At 69.0% G+C, this 16,763-nt stretch carries 15 protein-coding genes; 7 read left to right on the top strand and 8 right to left on the bottom strand.

Features of this window, described 5'->3' with window-relative positions; translation table 11 throughout:
* Positions 1-85: 85 nt before the first annotated feature.
* Positions 86-634, top strand: coding sequence for a hypothetical protein (locus ASC70_RS04350; protein WP_056046798.1), 549 nt, complete (start codon positions 86-88; stop codon positions 632-634).
* 135 nt (positions 635-769) lie between these two features.
* Here ASC70_RS04350 and ASC70_RS04345 read toward each other — a convergent pair whose 3' ends face one another.
* From ASC70_RS04345 to ASC70_RS04325, 5 genes are all read right to left on the bottom strand, one after another.
* On the bottom strand, positions 770-1,147 hold the full coding sequence (locus ASC70_RS04345; protein ID WP_056046796.1) for a VOC family protein: 378 nt from the start codon (positions 1,145-1,147) through the stop codon (positions 770-772).
* Positions 1,148-1,215: 68 nt separating this feature from the next.
* A complete protein-coding gene (locus ASC70_RS04340; RefSeq protein ID WP_082539882.1) occupies positions 1,216-2,520 on the bottom strand; it encodes a PepSY domain-containing protein in 1,305 nt (434 codons plus the stop codon).
* A gap of 9 nt (positions 2,521-2,529) precedes the next feature.
* Positions 2,530-4,623 (bottom strand): TonB-dependent siderophore receptor, encoded by a 2,094-nt coding sequence (locus ASC70_RS04335; RefSeq protein ID WP_056046794.1) that lies wholly within the window; start codon positions 4,621-4,623, stop codon positions 2,530-2,532.
* A 92-nt stretch (positions 4,624-4,715) separates the two neighbouring features.
* Positions 4,716-5,660 carry an AEC family transporter gene (locus ASC70_RS04330; protein ID WP_056046792.1) on the bottom strand — a complete coding sequence of 315 codons (945 nt, stop codon included), beginning with the start codon at positions 5,658-5,660 and terminating at the stop codon, positions 4,716-4,718.
* 10 nt (positions 5,661-5,670) lie between these two features.
* Positions 5,671-6,249: a DUF2939 domain-containing protein gene (locus ASC70_RS04325; RefSeq protein ID WP_056046790.1), complete on the bottom strand. Its 579-nt coding sequence runs from the start codon at positions 6,247-6,249 to the stop codon at positions 5,671-5,673.
* Positions 6,250-6,595: 346 nt separating this feature from the next.
* On the opposite strand from ASC70_RS04325, the gene ASC70_RS04320 reads away from it, so the two are divergent.
* The gene (locus tag ASC70_RS04320; protein ID WP_082539883.1) at positions 6,596-7,180 is read left to right on the top strand and encodes a CAP domain-containing protein; all 585 of its coding nucleotides are present in this window, start codon (positions 6,596-6,598) and stop codon (positions 7,178-7,180) included.
* 69 nt (positions 7,181-7,249) lie between these two features.
* Here ASC70_RS04320 and ASC70_RS04315 read toward each other — a convergent pair whose 3' ends face one another.
* Positions 7,250-8,464: an NADP-dependent isocitrate dehydrogenase gene (locus ASC70_RS04315; protein ID WP_056046786.1), complete on the bottom strand. Its 1,215-nt coding sequence runs from the start codon at positions 8,462-8,464 to the stop codon at positions 7,250-7,252.
* A 197-nt stretch (positions 8,465-8,661) separates the two neighbouring features.
* Here ASC70_RS04315 and ASC70_RS04310 point away from each other — a divergent pair, with 197 nt between their 5' ends.
* Positions 8,662-11,148: an ATP-binding protein gene (locus ASC70_RS04310; RefSeq protein WP_369815101.1), complete on the top strand. Its 2,487-nt coding sequence runs from the start codon at positions 8,662-8,664 to the stop codon at positions 11,146-11,148.
* On the opposite strand, the gene ASC70_RS04305 is transcribed toward ASC70_RS04310, so the two are convergent.
* The gene (locus tag ASC70_RS04305) at positions 11,145-12,140 is read right to left on the bottom strand and encodes a serine hydrolase (RefSeq protein WP_056046782.1); all 996 of its coding nucleotides are present in this window, start codon (positions 12,138-12,140) and stop codon (positions 11,145-11,147) included. The genes ASC70_RS04310 and ASC70_RS04305 overlap by 4 nt on opposite strands.
* Positions 12,141-12,217: 77 nt before the next feature.
* Here ASC70_RS04305 and ASC70_RS04300 point away from each other — a divergent pair, with 77 nt between their 5' ends.
* The gene (locus ASC70_RS04300; RefSeq protein WP_056046781.1) at positions 12,218-13,027 is read left to right on the top strand and encodes an RNA methyltransferase; all 810 of its coding nucleotides are present in this window, start codon (positions 12,218-12,220) and stop codon (positions 13,025-13,027) included.
* Here the strand turns inward: ASC70_RS04300 and ASC70_RS04295 are convergent.
* On the bottom strand, positions 13,024-14,019 hold the full coding sequence (locus tag ASC70_RS04295) for an alpha/beta hydrolase (protein WP_056046779.1): 996 nt from the start codon (positions 14,017-14,019) through the stop codon (positions 13,024-13,026). The genes ASC70_RS04300 and ASC70_RS04295 overlap by 4 nt on opposite strands.
* Before the next feature lie 162 nt (positions 14,020-14,181).
* On the opposite strand from ASC70_RS04295, the gene ASC70_RS04290 reads away from it, so the two are divergent.
* The 3 genes from ASC70_RS04290 to fghA are packed head-to-tail and all read left to right on the top strand — an operon-like array spanning position 14,182 to position 16,712.
* Complete coding sequence (locus tag ASC70_RS04290) at positions 14,182-15,291, top strand: S-(hydroxymethyl)glutathione dehydrogenase/class III alcohol dehydrogenase (RefSeq protein WP_056046777.1); 1,110 nt, start codon at positions 14,182-14,184, stop codon at positions 15,289-15,291.
* 12 nt (positions 15,292-15,303) lie between these two features.
* A complete protein-coding gene (locus ASC70_RS04285) occupies positions 15,304-15,864 on the top strand; it encodes an alpha/beta hydrolase (protein ID WP_056046775.1) in 561 nt (186 codons plus the stop codon).
* Positions 15,865-15,869: 5 nt separating this feature from the next.
* Positions 15,870-16,712, top strand: coding sequence for an S-formylglutathione hydrolase (gene fghA / locus ASC70_RS04280; RefSeq protein ID WP_056046773.1), 843 nt, complete (start codon positions 15,870-15,872; stop codon positions 16,710-16,712).
* The last annotated feature ends 51 nt before the right edge of the window (positions 16,713-16,763 follow it).

The raw sequence follows: 16,763 nt of genomic DNA, 5'->3' as shown, positions 1-16,763 counted from the left end.
CGATGGTCGTGACGCGCTGGCTTGACGTAGCCCCGGCTTGCGCCTCTATTGAATTACAAATGTAGTTCATTTGTGGGAGGGGCGCATGATCTCGACGACTCGCCAATGGAGCAGGGCGCTCCTGGCCGCCGGTCTATTGCTGGCCGTCGCCGGCTGCGGACCGAAGGACGGCGAAGCCAAGGCGCCGTCCTTGAAGGACCAGTCGCTGGCGCCGCCGTCGCTGTGGCGGGTCGAGGTCGTCGAGGACTCCGGCGGCAAGACGGGCGCGATCGACATCTGCGCGCACCCGGAACTGATCAGCTCCTTCTCGCGCGTCGAGCCGCGGGTGAACGGCGAGGACTGCCGGCCCTATGGCAAGGCCGCCAAGGACAGCGCCGACGAGCATGTCAGCCGCTGCGAGGCCGGTGGCGCGCGCTACGGCCTCTATGTGACGACGACGCGCAAGACGCCCGACGACTTCACCGTCCGCTTCGCCCTGCAGCCGTTGCAGGCCGCCGGCGGCAAGGTGGTTCAGGCTCGCCGTTATCACCGCCTGGGCGCGTGCCCGGCGGGTTGGAAGGCCGGCGACCAGGGCAAGGCCGGCGGCGCGCCGAGCTCCAGCCTGCTGACGGGACAAGGGCCGGCGACGCGATAGGGCGCTTCGCTGGCCTCACCTGTCATCCCGGCCGCAGCGGAACGGAGAGCCCGGACCGCAACAAGCTCTGAGCTTCCGGCGGTCCCGGATAGCCTCTGCGTGGCTTCCGGGATGACAGGTGGATTTGATGCAGCCTCAGCTTTTCAGGAATGCCGACAGCTTGTTGCCGTCCGGATCGCGGACATAGGCGAGGTAATAGCCCTCGCCATAGGCCGGGCGCGGCCCAGGCGGGCCGGCGCAGGCGCCGCCCTGGGCCATCGCCGCCGCGTAAAAGGCGTCGACCTGTTCCGACGTTTCGGCCTTCAGCCCAACCATGATGCCGTTGCCCGCCTTGGCTGGCAGGCCGTTCTCGGGCGCGCAGATCATGACGGTGGCGTGGTCCGCGTCGGGGCCGTAGCCGATCCAGTCGCCTTGCCGCCACAGGCGCGGGCAGCCCAAGGCGCCCAGCACCGCGTCATAGAACGCGCCCGCGCGGTCGAGATCGCTGGCGCCGATGGTGATGTAGCTGATCATGGGCGTTTCCTCCGGACGCCACCCTAAGCCGGCCGCCGGCGAAAGCTGTCAGCAGTCGCCGGCGGTTGTCAGCCCCTCGCGCCCCGCCCCACCCGCGCCTTGCGTTTCTTCCACCAGATCACCACGCCGGTGACGCTGAGCGCGGCGACGACCAGGCCGGTCAGTGAAATGAGGATCCGGCCGGGCAGGCCCAGGATCCGGCCTGAGTGCAGCGGGAACTGGGCCTGGACGAAGATGTCGGCGGCCGTGCCCACCCAGGGCAGGCGCTGGCCCGCCAACTGCCCGGTCTGGCCGTCGAAATAGAGATAGGGCGGGCCGACGCCGGCCGCGCCGTGGTCGCCGCCCGGCTCGAAGAAGCCAACACCGTAGATACCGTAAGCGGGCGAGTAAAAGGCCCCGCCGGCCGGGGTGGTCCAGCCGCGCTTGGCCGCCTCGGCCTTGGCCGTCGCGATCACCTCGGCATAGGTCTTCTTGGCCAGGATCGGCTGGTCCAGCGGCGCGGGCGTGCGCAGCTCGAACGGGCCCGGGGTGGTCTTCGAGACCTTGGACAACACCGGATAGAACACCTCGCTGTAAAGGTTCAGCGAGAAGGCGGTGAAGGCCACGGTGAACAGCACGCCCCAGATCCACAGGCCGAAGGCGCGATGGATGTCGAAATTGATCCGATAGGCGCTGGCCTTGGTCTTGATCTGCCAGGCCGGTTTCCAGCGGCTGACGAAGCTCTTGCCCGACTTGCCACTCTTGCCGCTTTGGGCCGACGCCCGCGAGGGCAGGGTCAGGTAGAAGCCGACGAAGCAGTCGATCGTCCAGAGGACGGCGATCACGCCCATCAGCCAGACGCCCCAGCGGTCGATGCCCCACATGGCCGGGATGTGCAGGGTGTAGTGCAGCACATAGAGGAACGAGACGAAGGTCTCGGAGGTGATCGGCCAGGCCGCGCCCCACTGCCGCCGGCCTTGCTCGACCCCGGTGACCGGATCGAGGAACACCTGGTTGTAGCCCGGGGCGAACAGCTTGCCGGTGGCCGGATCGCGTTTGGGCTCGACCCCGAAGGCGTAGGTCTCGCCGGGCTCGGGATCCAGTGGGATGTAGGTGACCTGGACGCGCGGGTCGCGGGCCTCGATGCGCTTGGCCAGCTCCAGCGGCGGCAGGCGCGGGCCGTCGGTGCGGGCGTGCATCAGGTGGGGATTGAGCCGGTCGTCCAGCTCGTGGTCCCACGAGATGACCGCGCCCGTGACGCCCGAGACGAACAGGAAGCCGGCGATCAGCAGTCCCACCCAGCGGTGGAGAATGCCCAGTAGCGGCCGGACAACCCGCCGGGGCGCGGCCGGGCGAGTCTGGCTGGCGAGGGCGGGCGGGATGCGCGCGTCCATGGCCGGCTCCTAGAAGGCGTAATCCAGGCGCACCGACACGCTGCGCGGCGCGGCGTAGTACGACTGGGTCCACATCAGGCTGGTCAGGTAGGTCTTGTCGGTGGCGTTCTTGACGTTCAGCGACGCGCGCACCTGGTCGGTCACGTCGACGCCCGCCATCAGGTCCAGCACGCCATAGGCCTTCTGCCGGATCACCACGATGTCCTGGGTCTCGACCGCGTCCTGCCAGCGCAGCTGGGCGCCCAGGGTCAGGTTGCGCAGCGACGGAATGGTGTAGGTGGTCGAGGCCTTCAGCGTCTTGCGCGGGGTGTAGACGCGGGCCTTGTTCCCCTCGTCGTCCTTGATCGACAGGTCGGTCCAGCCCAGGCTGACGCGCCACTGGTCGTTGATCGCGCCGACCGCCTCCAACTCGTAGCCCTTGGCCTTGGTGTCGACGCCCGCATAGTAGTTCTTCAGCGTGTCGGGGAAGGTCCCGGCGTATTCGGCCAAGCCGTCCTGGCGCGAGGTGAACACCGCGCCGGTCACGTAGAGGCGCTTGTCGAACCACTCGCTCTTGAAACCGGCCTCGTAGCTCTTGCCATGGGCGGCGGCCAGGGTCTGGTGGTTGACGTCGATCTCCGACTGCGGATTGAAGATGTCGGTGTAGTTCGCATAGAGCGAGACGTTGGCGTTCAGGTCGTAGACCGCGCCGACATAAGGGCTGACCTTGTCTTCGTCGCGCGGCGTGTCGACGCCGTACGAGAAGCCCTTGGACTTCAGCTTCAGGGCGTTGAAACCGGCCACGACCTTCAGCTTGTCGGTCACGGAGAGATGGGCGGCGGCGTAGAAGCGGCTCAGGCGGTCCACCTGGTTGGAGGCCAGATAGGCGCCGGGGAAGGTCGGCTCGGCCACCTGGACGCGGCCCCAGTCCTGCACGGCGGGATAGACGATCGCGTCGGCCGAGAAGTCCTCGTACTCGAAGCCATGCGAGCGTGAGGTCTGGCCGCCGATCACCAGCTGGTGGGTGCGGCCGAACAGCTGGAACGGGCCCGAGGCGTAGGCGTCGAGGATGTAGTTCTCGTAGATCGACGGATAGACGCCGGCCATGCCGCTGACGCCGAGGCCGGTTGTCCTGTCGGGATTGCCGTAGGCGTAGAGCAGCTTGGCGTTCTCCTCGAACCGCTTGAACGTGCCGATCGTCTTGACCTGCCAGCCGTTGTCGAAGCGCCAGGCCAGCTCGGCGAAGGCGGTCTGATCGCGGACGTTCCAGTGGGTCCAGTCGGCCCCGGTCGAGGCCGAGCGCGGATAGTCGATCCGCGCGCCGTCGCTGTAGACCAGCGGCAGGGCGCCCCAGTTGTTGCCGCGCGCGCGGTTGTCCTGCATCGACCAGCCGACCGTGGCGGTCAGCTTCGGCGTCGCGTCCCAGGCCAGCAGGGCGCCGTAGACGTTCCGGTTGACCTTGTAGTGGTCCAGATAGCTGTCGCGGTCCTGGTTGGCGTAGATCACCCGGCCGGCCAGGGTCCCCGAGGCGTTCAGCGGGCCCGAGATGTCGGCCTCGAGCCGGTAATCGTTCCACGAGCCGTACTGCGCCGCCGCCGAGGCCTGGAAGGTGTTGGTCGGGCGCTTGCGGACATAGTTGATCGTCGCCGACGGATTGCCGGTCCCGGTCATCATGCTGTTGGCGCCGCGCACCGTCTCGACCCGCTCGAACAGCACCGTGTCGAGGTCGCCGAACTGGATGCCCCAGATCAGCGGCAGGCCAATGCCGTCGGCCTGGAAGTTGGTGATGTCGAAGCCGCGCGAGTTGTAATAGGTGCGGTCGGTCTCGACCTTCTCGACATTGACGCCGGTGACCTGGGCCAAGAGCTGATTCACGTCGGTCAGGGCGAAGTCGCGGATCCGGTCCTGATTGATGATGGTCACCGACTGCGGCGTCTCGCGCAGGCTCATGTCCAGGCCCGTGACCGCCGAGGTGCGGGTGCGCGCGCCGGTGATCACCACGTGGTCCACCTGATTGGCCTCCGCGGTGTCCGCGCCGATTTCCTCCGCCTGGGCGAGGCTGGAAACACCGGCGGCGGCGAGGGCGGCGCCGGCCAGCAGGAGAGCGCGGAAGGAGGGGGACATGCAAGGCCTCTATGCGAACGCGAATGACTCGCAAACGCATCTATCGGCCGAGGGAAGCGGTGTCAAACGCGCGGACAACTTGGGGTGGCGATTTAGCGGATGAGGGGACGCAGCAGCAGCGCCGCCACGGCCAGGGTGACCAGCGACAGGGCGGTGGTCAGGGCCACGGTGCGCGCCGCGCCTCGGGCGAAGACGCCGTAGGCGCGGGTCTGGATGAAGACGTTCACGGCGGTGGGCGCGGCGGCCAGCAGGGTCGCGCCGGCGCGGAAGGCGATCGGCGCCGGAGTGAGGCCGATGGCCAGCCAGGCCAGCAACGGGAACGCGATCAGCTTGGCGACGGCGGCCACGACGACCGGTCCGGCGGCGGGCGAGGCCTCGCCCTCGGTCTCGCGCAGGCCCAGGGCCGCGCCCAGCGCGACCAAGCCGACCGGGCTGCCCGAGGCGGCGGCCATGCCGACAGCGCGGTCCAGGGGCTCGGGCAAGGCCAGATCCAGCAGGGCGAGGGCAAGGCCCGCGAGGGCGGCGGCGACCACGGGGTTGCGGAACGCCTGCAGGGTCGAGCGCCAGACCGAGCGGCCCGCCGCCCAGCCCAGCAGGCCCACGCCGGTGGCGGCCATGACCACGAAGTCGATGGCGACGACGCCGGCCACCAGGCGGGCGGTCTCGGCCCCCAGGACGGCGGCGGTGATCGGCAGGGCCAGGAAGGCGCTGTTGCCGACGCCGGACGCCATGCCGGCTCCGGCCCGCTCGGCCTTGTTCCAGCCCAGCAGGCGCCCGGCCGCGACGATCACGGCCATCACGGCCAAGCCCGCGCCCGTATAGGCGGCCAGGCCCGTCAGGAGCTCCGGGCCAGGACGTCCCAGCCGCGACAGCGAATGGATCAGCAGCGCCGGAAAGCCGACCCAGTAGACATAGGCCGACAGGCCCTGGGTCATCCGCGCATCCAGCAGGCGCAGACGCGTCAGCGCCAGGCCCGCCCCGACCAGCAGGAAGAACGGCCAGACCCGGGAGAGGACGTCGAGAACGAGAGTGGTCACGCGGTGGGCTTTAGCCCTGCCGCTCGTCGCCCGGCAAGCGGATGTGCACCAGCTTCCAGGTGAACAGCGCCTTGCGCTCGAAGGTGAAGATCGTGACCTTGCCGCTGCCGTCCGGACGCTTGACCGAAATGCGCACGCGGTTCGGGTCCCAATAAGCGATACCGGGATAGGGGCCCTTGATCGTGTCCCTGACCTGACCGGTCAGCGAGCCGTCGCGGGTCATCGCCGGCGGGGCCTTGCCGGGGGCGTAGCCGCGGGTCAGGGCCGAGACCCCGGCCACGGTCAGGTAGCGGTCGACCTTGGGCTCGGGCGGGGCGATCGGCTCGATGGCCTTCTTGAACACGCTGAGGGGGTCGCGCCAGATCGAGGGCGATTCCGGGCGAGCGGCCGGAGCGTCGGCGATCAATTGGCCGGTCAGGCTGCGACGCACGGCCGGAAAGTCGACCAGCTCGCCGATCGCTTGCACGTCCTCGTACTGGGCGGCGGCCTTCAGGGCCCGGAAGGCGAACCAGGGCGCCGTCGCGAAAGCGGCGGCGAAGACGAAGATCGCCAGAACGATCAGGTCCCAGATCCGCTTCTGCAGGGTCATGCCGCCTCCGAAAGGTTAACGCGGCCATAGATCAAGCATTCGCCCGCACGCCGCAAGGGCGCTCGCGCGTTGGGGGCGGTAGGGGCGTGGCCCCAAAAAGAACGCCGCCTCCGGGGGCGGAGGCGGCGTGGAAGGGGATCCGGTCGGGGAGGAGTTCTCGACGGCGGATCAGGGAAGGCGACCTCGCGGAAGCGACGTCGACTTGCGTGCGATTGAACGCTTCACGGTTGTATTTGTCAATTATCGCCTGGCGATTGTTCCGCCGCGACAACGCGCGCCTCGCGCGGTTGGCCTCGGACTGGTATTGGCGATCCTCGGGGGACGTCAGTATCGAGAGTAACGACACGTGTTGTGCCGTCCCCAGGCGCTGTCGCGCGCCGCCGCCGTTTTGGCCGCTTTTCTGATCCCCGCCATCGCCCACGCCGGCAGTCTGGACGAGGCCGTCCTGGCCGAGATCAACCATGTCCGCGCCCATCCCGACGACTACGCCCGCGAACTGCGCCGCGCGCCCGACTGGGTGATCGAGCAGGAGGAGTCGGGGGCGGTGGAGGAGGCGATCGACTTCCTGGAGCGCCAGCAGAGCTTGGCTCCACTGAAGGCGGACCGCCGTCTCGACGCCGCCGCGCGCCAGCACGCCCAGGCGCAAGGCGCCCGGGGCGATGTCGGCCACGGCCCGGCTGGCGGCCTGGGCGCGAGGCTGCGGGAGAACGGCGTGTACGCCGGCCTTTGCGCCGAGAATATCTCGTACGGCCACGACGATGCGCGAGCGATCGTCCGCCAACTGGTCATCGACAGCCGCGTCGCCGGCCGGGGTCACCGACGCAACATCTTCTCGTCGGGCTACAGCGCCGCCGGGGTCGCTTGCGGCGAGCACCGCCAATGGGGCTCGATGTGCGTGATCGATTTCGCCGGAGCCATGGTCCAGCGCTGAGCCCCTGAACGAAAAACGCCCCCGGGGGTCATCCCCGGGGGCGTTCTCGATTCCGAGCGGTAGGTCGCCTTAGGCGGCCATCGCCTTCTTCAGGTTCTCGTCGATCTTGTCGAGGAAGCCCTCGGTGGTCAGCCAGCCTTGCTTGTCGCCGACCAGCAGGGCCAGGTCCTTGGTCATGAAGCCGCTCTCGACGGTGTCGACGCAGACCTTTTCCAGGGTGTGGGCGAAGTCGGCCAGCGCCTGGTTGTTGTCCAGCTTGGCGCGGTGAGCCAGGCCGCGGGTCCAGGCGAAGATCGAGGCGATCGAGTTGGTCGAGGTGCTCTCGCCCTTCTGGTGCTGGCGGTAGTGGCGGGTGACGGTGCCGTGGGCGGCCTCGGCTTCCACCGTTTTGCCGTCCGGGGTCATCAGCACCGAGGTCATCAGGCCCAGCGAGCCGAAGCCCTGGGCGACGATGTCCGACTGCACGTCGCCGTCGTAGTTCTTGCAGGCCCAGACGTAACCGCCCGACCACTTCAGCGCCGAGGCGACCATGTCGTCGATCAGGCGGTGCTCGTAGTGGATGCCGGCTGCCTTGAACTTGTCGGCGTACTCGGCGTCGAAGATCTCCTGGAAGATGTCCTTGAAGCGGCCGTCATAGGCCTTGAGGATCGTATTCTTCGTCGAGAGATAGACCGGATAGTTGCGGTTCAGGCCGTAGGCGAACGAGGCGTGGGCGAAGTCGCGGATCGACTCATCCAGGTTGTACATGCCCATGGCGACGCCCGAGCCGGGAGCCTTGAACACTTCGTGCTCGATGGTCTGGCCGTCTTCGCCGACGAACTTGATCGACAGCGTGCCCTTGCCCGGGAACAGGAAGTCGGTGGCCTTGTACTGGTCGCCAAAGGCGTGACGGCCGACGATGATCGGCTGGGTCCAGCCCGGCACCAGGCGCGGCACGTTCTGGCAGATGATCGGTTCGCGGAAGATCACGCCGCCCAGGATGTTGCGGATCGTGCCGTTCGGCGACTTCCACATCTTCTTGAGATTGAACTCGGTGACGCGCTGTTCGTCCGGCGTGATGGTCGCGCACTTGACGGCGACGCCGTGCTTCTTGGTCGCCTCGGCGGCGTCGATCGTCACCTGGTCGTTGGTGGCGTCGCGATTCTCGACCGACAGGTCGTAGTAGTCGAGTTCGAGATCCAGGTACGGGAAGATCAGCTTATCCTTGATGAGCTTCCAGATGATCCGGGTCATTTCGTCCCCGTCCATGTCGACGACGGGGTTGGCGACTTTAATCTTGGCCATTTCGGGGATGTTCCTCTGGCGGTGGCGCGCCTGTGGCGATCTGGCGCACAGGGCCAGGAAGCGGCGCGGACCGGCAGGCTATAGACTGTTGCGTCGCGGCGGAAAAGCCGATCGGTTGGGACGTTGTCGGTAACTTAGCTTTTTGAGTTCGAGGTTTTGGGGACGATGGCCGCGAGGGCGGCGGCCAGGGAGTGGATTTGAACAACAATCCCGAAGCGATCGCTGGGGTGACCGCGCCGTTGGCGCGGCGACTGCTGACCATGGTGGCGATCCTGTCGATCGCCGTGACCGGCGTCGCCACCGCGGCGGCCTTCGTGTTCGTGCGCGAGAGCGCCGCCGACACCCAGACCCGGCACCTGGCCGAATACGTCGGCGAGCGGGTCAAGACCGAGGACCGCCTGTTCTCCGACCTGGTCAAGGTGCACGACGCGGCCTCGGAGGCCCTGACGCGGCGTCTGGCCATGGAGAACGACCCGCGGGTCCATGACCAGTTCGAGCGCCTGTTCCCGGAAAAGGGCGACGGCACGCGGCGCTCGGCGTCTGGCCTGTTCGACGGCGCGCGGGTCGGTAACCGCTACGTCTATGGCGTCGGCGCCTATCTGCCGGACGCCGGGACAATGAGTTTGTCCGAGCAGGCCCTGTTCGTCGCCGCCACCGACGTCGTCGCTGGGATCGGCGAGGCCGAGATCCGGCACTACGACAACTTCTACTTCTTCACGCCCAGGACGCGCCTCGTGATGTTCGGCCCGCGTCGGCCGGACAAGCTGCTCTTCTATCGGCGCGACGCCCCGCCGACCCTGAACATCGCCAAGGAGGAGATGACCCTCCTGACCCTGCCGGAGAACAATCCGGGCCGGGTGATGAAATGCACCAAGCTGCGGCGGCTGATCTCCGATCCCAGCGGCCGGGGCCTGAACGCGGCCTGCATGACGCCCTTCTATGACAAGGGCCGGTTCATGGGCGCGTTCGGCACCAGCCTGTCGCTGGACTCCTATCTGCTGCGCGCCGTGGCCGACGCCCTGCCGGGCGGCCGCAATCTGATCGTGGCCGACGACGGCGAGCTGGTCGCCGCCCAGGGGGTGACCCGCAACGGCGTCGTCGACGTCGGCCTGCTGCACAGGTTCGAGAGGGAGAACGATCTCAAGGGCCTGGTCGGCCACATCAAGGCTCAGAAGCGTGACGTCGGCACCGTGCTCTCGCCCAAGGGCGACCGCGTGGTGGCCTATGGTCGCCTGGTCGAGCCAGGCTGGTGGTTCCTGATGACCTTCCCGTCGGGAGACATCGTCTGGTCGTCGCTGAAGACCGCCTCGTGGGTGCTGCTGTTCGGCTTCGTCGGCGTGGCCCTGCAGGTGCTGCTGCTCTACGGCCTGACCAACCGGATGGTCGCCGCGCCGCTGGAAGCGTTGGCCGAAGCCCAGCAGCAGGGCGACCCGAAGGCGGCGGAGCCGTTCGAACGGCGGCCCGACGAGATCGGCTCGCTGGCCCGCGCCCTGCGCCGTCAGCGGGAGCGCAACGAAGAGCTTCGCCGCTCGCTGGAGGTCCGCGTCGCCGAACGCACCGCCGAGCTGGAACGCGCCAACCAGGCCAAGTCGGTGTTCCTGGCCAACATGTCCCACGAGCTGCGCACGCCCCTGAACGGGGTGATCGCCATTGGCGACCGCCTGGCTCACGAAGAAGACCCGGACGCCCGCCGCGAGTTGGCGGCCTTGGTCTCGTCGTCGGGGCGTCTGCTGGAACAGGTGCTGGGCGACATCCTCGACGTGTCCAAGATCGAGGCCGGTCAGTTCCAACTGGCTCCCGCGCCGTTCGACCTGAGCCAGCTGGTGCGCGGCATGGCCGAGCTGCACGCCGCCGCCGCCGAGGCCAAGGGCCTGGCGTTTCGCTGGACGGTCGCGCCTGACGCGGCCGGAACCTACGAGGGCGACGCCGGCCGGATCAGCCAGATCCTCTCCAACCTGCTGGCCAACGCCGTGAAGTTCACGGCCGAGGGCGAGGTCTCGCTGGACGTCGACCGTGTCGGTGAGGCGGTGCGCTTCACTGTGCGCGACACCGGCGTCGGTTTCGACGACGCGGTGCGCGACCGTCTGTTCAAGCGCTTCGTCCAGGCCGACCAGTCGATCACCCGCCAGTTCGGCGGCACCGGACTGGGCTTGTCGATCTGCGCGGCCCTGGCCGAGATGATGGGCGGCCACATCGAGGCCGACGCCACGCTGGGCGCGGGCGCCCGGTTCGAGGTCGTGCTGCCGCTGCGGCGCTGCGCCGACCTGGCCGAGGTCGCGGCCGAGGAAGACCGCGAGATCTCGCTGGAGGGCATGCGGGTGTTGGTCGCCGAGGACCATCCGACCAACCGCAAGGTCGTCGAGATCGTGCTGGAGCCGTTCGGCGTCGACCTGACCATGGTCGAGGACGGCCAGGCCGCGCTGGACGCGCTGGAGGCCGGCGGCTTCGACGCGGTGCTGATGGACATGCAGATGCCAGTAATGGACGGGCTGTCGGCCACTCGCGCCATCCGCGCGCGGGAGGCGGCCTCGGGCGCGCCGCCGGTCCTGGTGGTCATGCTGACCGCCAACGCCATGGAAGAGCACATCGCCGCCGCCGAGGCCGCGGGCGCCGACCTGCACCTGGCCAAGCCGCTGCATCCTGCCCAGCTGCTGGAGGCCCTGGCGCGGGCGCAGAGGCGCTAGAACTCTTCCAGCACCGCGCGGCCGACATCGGTGATCAGCGCCTCGCGTTTTGCCGCGTCGGCGGCCGAGCCGGTCAGGAAGATCACGAACGCGATGCGACGGCCGTCCTTCAGCTCGACGACGGCCAGCGCCTGGCTCCCGGGCGTGGTTCCCAGGTCCGGTCGGGCCGAGCCCGCCGCCTGGGCCAGGCGCGCGCCCTTCGGCAGGGCGAGCGCCAGATAGCCCGCGTCGTGGCCCAGCAGGCCGTCGAAGTCGGGCGCCAGGCCCAGCTCACGAAAGGCGAAGGCTTCCAGCAGCCGGGCCATGGCCACGGGCGTGGCGGTGTCGCGCGCGTCGCCCTGGCGCGCTCGCGCGGCGCGGATCCGGTCGGCGGCGGGGACGGTCTCGATCGCCTTTCGCCAGGCGGTGTCGCCTTTCCATTCGGCGCGGAACGAGGCCAGGCCGCGCGCCTCGGTCGCGATCTGGCGGCGGTAACGGTCGACGCTGACGCCCTCGATCCGTTGCACGTCGAGCCATCCGTTGACCGCGCCCGGTCCGCCGATCCGCTTGGTCAGGAGGTCGAGGGCGGTGGTGTCGCCGTGCAGAGCCAGGGTCTCCAGATCGGCGACGCTCCAGGTCTGCCGGCCGGGCCAGGCGTCGGCGACAGCGCTGGGCGGCGGCGAGAGGTCGACGTCGCGGACCGTGACGAGTTCTCCCGGCGGCAGGCGGCCCGCCGCGGCCTCGGCCATCATCGCCGCCAGGATCGGGACCCGCGCCGCCGGGCCCAGCGGGAAGGCCTGATCGCCGTTGAAGGTCCAGAGCTGGCGAGTAGTCAGGTCCTCGACCGCCACGCCCAGGGTCGCGGGCGCGGCCCGGGCGGCGATCGCCTCGATCCGGCCCTGCAATCGCTTGGGCTTCATCCGCGGCTCCTGCTGGCCCAGCATCGGCGCCTCACCGCAGGCGGCGAGCAGGGGCAGGGCGAGGAGGGCGGTCAGAAGCGCGCGGCGTGACATCCCGGTTAAACGCGGCCGTAGAGGTTTCGGCTGCTCAACACTTGCATCCCGCGTGGTCTCGGCGGCAAAGGACGCGGATGACCGACGAAGCCGCGACCAAACCCGTTCCCCCCAAAGTCACGCCTCCCTGCGTGATCCTCAACGAGCCGCAGCTGGCCGAGAATATCGGCGCGGTGGCGCGGGTGATGGCCAATTTCGGACTCTACGACCTGCGCCTGGTGCGGCCGCGCGACGGCTGGCCGCAAGAGCGGGCCTGGGCCAGCGCCTCGGGCGCCAGCTGGCCGCTGGACGACGCCAAGGTGTTCGACAGCCTGGAGGCGGCCATCGCCGACCTGAAGCTGGTCTATGCCACCACGGCCCGGCCGCGCGAGACCCGCTTGCCCATCTACACCCCGCGCGAGAGCGCCGGCCACCTGGCCGAGGACGTCGCCCGGGGCCGCGCCGTCGGCCTGCTGTTCGGCGGCGAGCGGGCAGGCCTGGAGACCCACGACATCGCCCTGTGCCAGGCCATCGTCTCGATCCCGATCGATGAGCGCTTCCGCTCGCTGAACCTGGCCCAGGCGGTGTCGATCAACGCCTACGAATGGAAGATGACCCAGGACGACCGGCCCTGGAAAAAGTTCGAGCAGAACGTCGAGGAGCCCGCCGATCAGGCGACGCTGCTGGGTCTTTACGAGCACCTCGAAGGCGAGCTCGACAAGGCCGGCTTCTATCATCCGCCCGAGAAGAAGCCGTCGATGGTCCGCAACTTGCGCGTCCCCCTGGCTCGCGCCCGCCTGACCGACCAGGAAGTCCGCACCTTCCGCGGCGTGATCACCGCGCTCAGCAAGGGCCGGGGTCGGGTGTTGGCCAAGCTGGCCGAAAAGGCGGCGAAGAAGGAAGACTAGCGCCCGGCTAGGAAGGCGTTGACCGCCGCGTACAAGGCGTGGCGGCCAGTCTCGAGGTGCAGCAGGTGCGTGCCCTCGGGGATCTCGACGAAGCGGCGCTCCAGACCCGGCGGCAGCTCGGCGAGGAACCGCTCGGCGTCCTGAGGTGTCGACGAGCTGTCCCACGCCCCGCGCACCACCATCACCGGGACGCGCAGCCGCGACGGCGCATAGGGGAGCTTACCCGACCACGCGTCGATGACCTCGGCGGAGGGGCCGGACGGGATCTTCACGGCGGGCGGCGAACGATCGGCGGCGCCGGGGTCCGAAGCCAGGTAGGTCGCGGCCCAGGTCGGGAAGTCGGCCTCTTCCAGCACCGGCGGATGAGCGGCCGGCACGTCCTTGACGAAGCGCCGGTGCTGCTGGTCGTTGGTGACCAGGGTCCAGGCGTTCGGTTCCACATCGCGCGGGCCGTCGCGGCGCAGGATCGGGCCGAACAGCACCAGGTGGTCGACGAGCTCGGGATGCAGCTCGGCGAACCGCGCCGCCGGCATGGTCCCCCATGAGTGGGCGATGATCGAGACCGTCCTGGCGCCGGTTTCCTGTCGAATGAAGGCGACGGCCCGCTCGATCTGCCGGGCGGCGTCCTCGGCGCGGCCCAGCGGCGCGCCCGCTTGAGGCCCCGCCATTTCTGGATAGCGTTCCGAACCGCCATAGCCGGCGAAGTCCAGGCCGAAGGCGTCGTAGCCCTCGTCGTTCAGCGCGTCGGCCCACGAGCGCCCGCCGAACCGGAACATGATCGACAGGGCCGAGGGAAAGCTGGCGCCGTGGACGTACAGCACCGGATGGGAGCGGTCGCCGGAGGCGGGCGGCTGCTCGCGAACCAGCAGACTGGGCCGCCAGTCGGGCGCGGGCGCGCCTGGCAGGACGTGCTGACGTTCGGCGGCGGAAGCGATCGGCGCGGTCGCCAGCGCCAGGATCGCGGCGAGCATGGCGTAGGGGGCTTGGGGCATGGGCGTCTCCTTCGCCCCTCCGATGCCATGGCGCGCGCGGCAGATGGTTCGACGAAGCTTGAACTGTCGCGCTCCCAGCCGTGGCGAGGGCTTGATCGGGGCTCGACCCGGGCGGTTCGGAACGGCAAAGTCGCGCCGACTCGCTCTTGAGGAGACTCCCCGATGAAGACCCGCGCCGCCGTCGCCTTCGAGGCCAAGAAGCCGCTGGAGATCGTCGAGGTCGACCTGGAGGGCCCCAAGGCGGGCGAGGTGCTGGTCGAGATCAAGGCCACCGGCGTCTGCCATACCGACGCCTACACGCTGGACGGCCTGGACAGCGAGGGCCTGTTCCCCTCGATCCTGGGCCATGAGGGCGCGGGCGTGGTGGTCGAGGTCGGGCCCGGCGTCACTTCGGTGGCCGTCGGCGACCACGTGATCCCGCTCTACACGCCCGAATGCCGCCAATGCAAAAGCTGCCTCAGCGGCAAGACCAATCTCTGCACGGCCATCCGGGCCACCCAGGGCAAGGGGCTGATGCCGGACGGCACCAGCCGCTTTTCGTACAAGGGCCAGACCATCCACCACTACATGGGCTGCTCGACCTTCTCGAACTACACGGTCCTGCCCGAGATCGCCGTGGCCAAGATCCGCCGGGACGCGCCGTTCAAGACCGCCTGCTACTGCGGCTGCGGCGTGACGACGGGCGTCGGCGCGGTGGTCAACACCGCCAAGGTCGAGCCGGGCGCCAACGCGGTGGTGTTCGGTCTGGGCGGCATTGGCCTCAACGTCATCCAGGGCCTGAAGCTGGTCGGGGCCAACATGATCATCGGCGTCGATCTCAATCCGGACCGCGAGGCATGGGGCCGCAAGTTCGGCATGACCCACTTCGTCAACCCGAAGACCATCGACGGCGACCTCGTCGCCCACCTGGTGGCCCTGACCGACGGCGGCGCGGACTACACCTTCGACGCCACCGGCAACACCACGGTCATGCGCCAGGCGCTGGAGGCCTGCCACCGCGGCTGGGGCGAGAGCATCATCATCGGCGTGGCCGAGGCCGGCAAGGAGATCGCCACGCGCCCGTTCCAGCTGGTCACGGGTCGGGTCTGGAAGGGCACGGCCTTCGGCGGCGCGCGCGGCCGCACCGACACGCCCAAGATCGTCGACTGGTACATGGACGGGAAGATCCAGATCGACCCGATGATCACCCACGTCCTGCCGCTGGAGGACATCAACAAGGCGTTCGACCTGATGCACGCCGGCGAGAGCATTCGGACCGTGGTGACGTTCTAGGGAGCGGCCGTCTTGGGTTCCGTCATCATCATCCCGGGCATCGGCGGATCCGGTGACGCCCATTGGCAGACCTTGTGGGAGCGCGAGGATCCGAGCTTCGTGCGCATCGCGCCTTCCAGCTGGGACGCGCCCGAACTCGAGGACTGGCTGGCGGCGCTGGACTCCGCGGTAGTCGCATGCGCGGAGCCGCCGGTGCTGGTCGCCCACAGCCTGGGCTGCCTGCTGGTCGCCCACTGGTGGACGCGAACCAGCCATGCCGCGCGGGGCGCGTTCCTGGTGGCGACCCCCGACCCCGATGGCCCGAGCTTTCCGGCGGTCGAGGCCGCCAGCTTCCGAGGCGCGCTGAACGTCAAGGCGCCGTTCCCGGTGCTGATGGTCGCCAGCGCCGACGATCCCTATGGGACGCCGGCCTATGCCGCCGCTAAGGCCGCCGCCTGGGGCGCCGAACTGGTCGAGGCCGGCGCTCTGGGCCATATCAACGGTTCCAGCGGCCTGGGCGCCTGGCCTTGGAGCAGGGCGCTGTTGACCGGGTTCATCGCCGATCGTCTGCTGTCGCCCCAGAATGCCGAGTAAGCGCCATGACCGTCGAGATCCTCAACACCCACCGGCTCCATGGCGGGACCCTGCGCTATTGCCGGCACGCCAGCACCAGCACCGGTACGCCGATGAAGTTCACGGTGTGGACGCCCGAGGGGGAGGGGCCGTTCCCCTATCTGGTCTGGCTGTCGGGCCTGACCTGCACCGAGGACAATTTCACGGTGAAGTCGGGGGTCTACGAACACGCCGCCAAGCACGGCGTGGCGATCGTCGCGCCCGACACCAGTCCGCGCGGGGAGGGCGTCGCCGACGACCCGGCCTATGACCTGGGGCAGGGGGCGGGCTTCTATGTCGACGCCACCCAGGCGCCGTGGGCGCCGCACTTCAAGATGTACGCCTATGTCACCGGCGACCTGCTGATGGCGGTCGACGGTGCCTTTCCGCTGGACCCGGCGCGGCGGGGGATCTTCGGTCACTCGATGGGCGGCCACGGAGCCCTGACCATCGCCCTGCGCAATCCGGACCTGTTCCGGTCGGTCAGCGCCTTCTCGCCGATCGTCTCGCCGCTGAACTGCCCTTGGGGTGACAAGGCGATGACCGCCTATCTCGGCCCCGACCGCGCCGCCTGGCGGGCCCACGATGCCTGCGCGCTGATCGAGGACGGCGTCGGCGAGAGGTTCGACGAGATTCTGATCGACCAGGGCCTGGCCGACAGCTTCCTGGAAAGCCAGCTGAAGCCCGAACTGATCGAAGCCGCCGCCGAGAAGGCTGGCCGCAAGGTCACGGTCCGGCGGCAAGAAGGCTACGACCACAGCTACTTCTTCATCGCGACGTTCATTGGCGATCACGTGGCGTGGCACGCCGAGCGGCTCCAAGGTCGTTGACTCCCGCCCGCCCCTTCGGCATAAACCGCGCCTTCACGCCGCCGGCTTGCC

The sequence above is a fragment of the Caulobacter sp. Root343 genome (genome assembly GCF_001425745.1).
In the GTDB taxonomy this organism is placed as follows: domain Bacteria; phylum Pseudomonadota; class Alphaproteobacteria; order Caulobacterales; family Caulobacteraceae; genus Caulobacter.
Note: the sequence above shows the minus strand (reverse complement) of the source record. Positions and strands in the feature narration are given on the sequence as shown.

Coding starts and splice junctions, on each gene's coding strand:
- ASC70_RS04350 (WP_056046798.1), top strand. CDS start 86: ATGATCTCGACGACTCGCCAATGGAGCAGGGCGCTCCTGGCCGCCGGT.
- ASC70_RS04345 (WP_056046796.1), bottom strand. CDS start 1,147: ATGATCAGCTACATCACCATCGGCGCCAGCGATCTCGACCGCGCGGGC.
- ASC70_RS04340 (WP_082539882.1), bottom strand. CDS start 2,520: ATGGACGCGCGCATCCCGCCCGCCCTCGCCAGCCAGACTCGCCCGGCC.
- ASC70_RS04335 (WP_056046794.1), bottom strand. CDS start 4,623: ATGTCCCCCTCCTTCCGCGCTCTCCTGCTGGCCGGCGCCGCCCTCGCC.
- ASC70_RS04325 (WP_056046790.1), bottom strand. CDS start 6,249: ATGACCCTGCAGAAGCGGATCTGGGACCTGATCGTTCTGGCGATCTTC.
- ASC70_RS04315 (WP_056046786.1), bottom strand. CDS start 8,464: ATGGCCAAGATTAAAGTCGCCAACCCCGTCGTCGACATGGACGGGGAC.
- ASC70_RS04305 (WP_056046782.1), bottom strand. CDS start 12,140: ATGTCACGCCGCGCGCTTCTGACCGCCCTCCTCGCCCTGCCCCTGCTC.
- ASC70_RS04300 (WP_056046781.1), top strand. CDS start 12,218: ATGACCGACGAAGCCGCGACCAAACCCGTTCCCCCCAAAGTCACGCCT.
- ASC70_RS04295 (WP_056046779.1), bottom strand. CDS start 14,019: ATGCCCCAAGCCCCCTACGCCATGCTCGCCGCGATCCTGGCGCTGGCG.
- ASC70_RS04290 (WP_056046777.1), top strand. CDS start 14,182: ATGAAGACCCGCGCCGCCGTCGCCTTCGAGGCCAAGAAGCCGCTGGAG.
- fghA (WP_056046773.1), top strand. CDS start 15,870: ATGACCGTCGAGATCCTCAACACCCACCGGCTCCATGGCGGGACCCTG.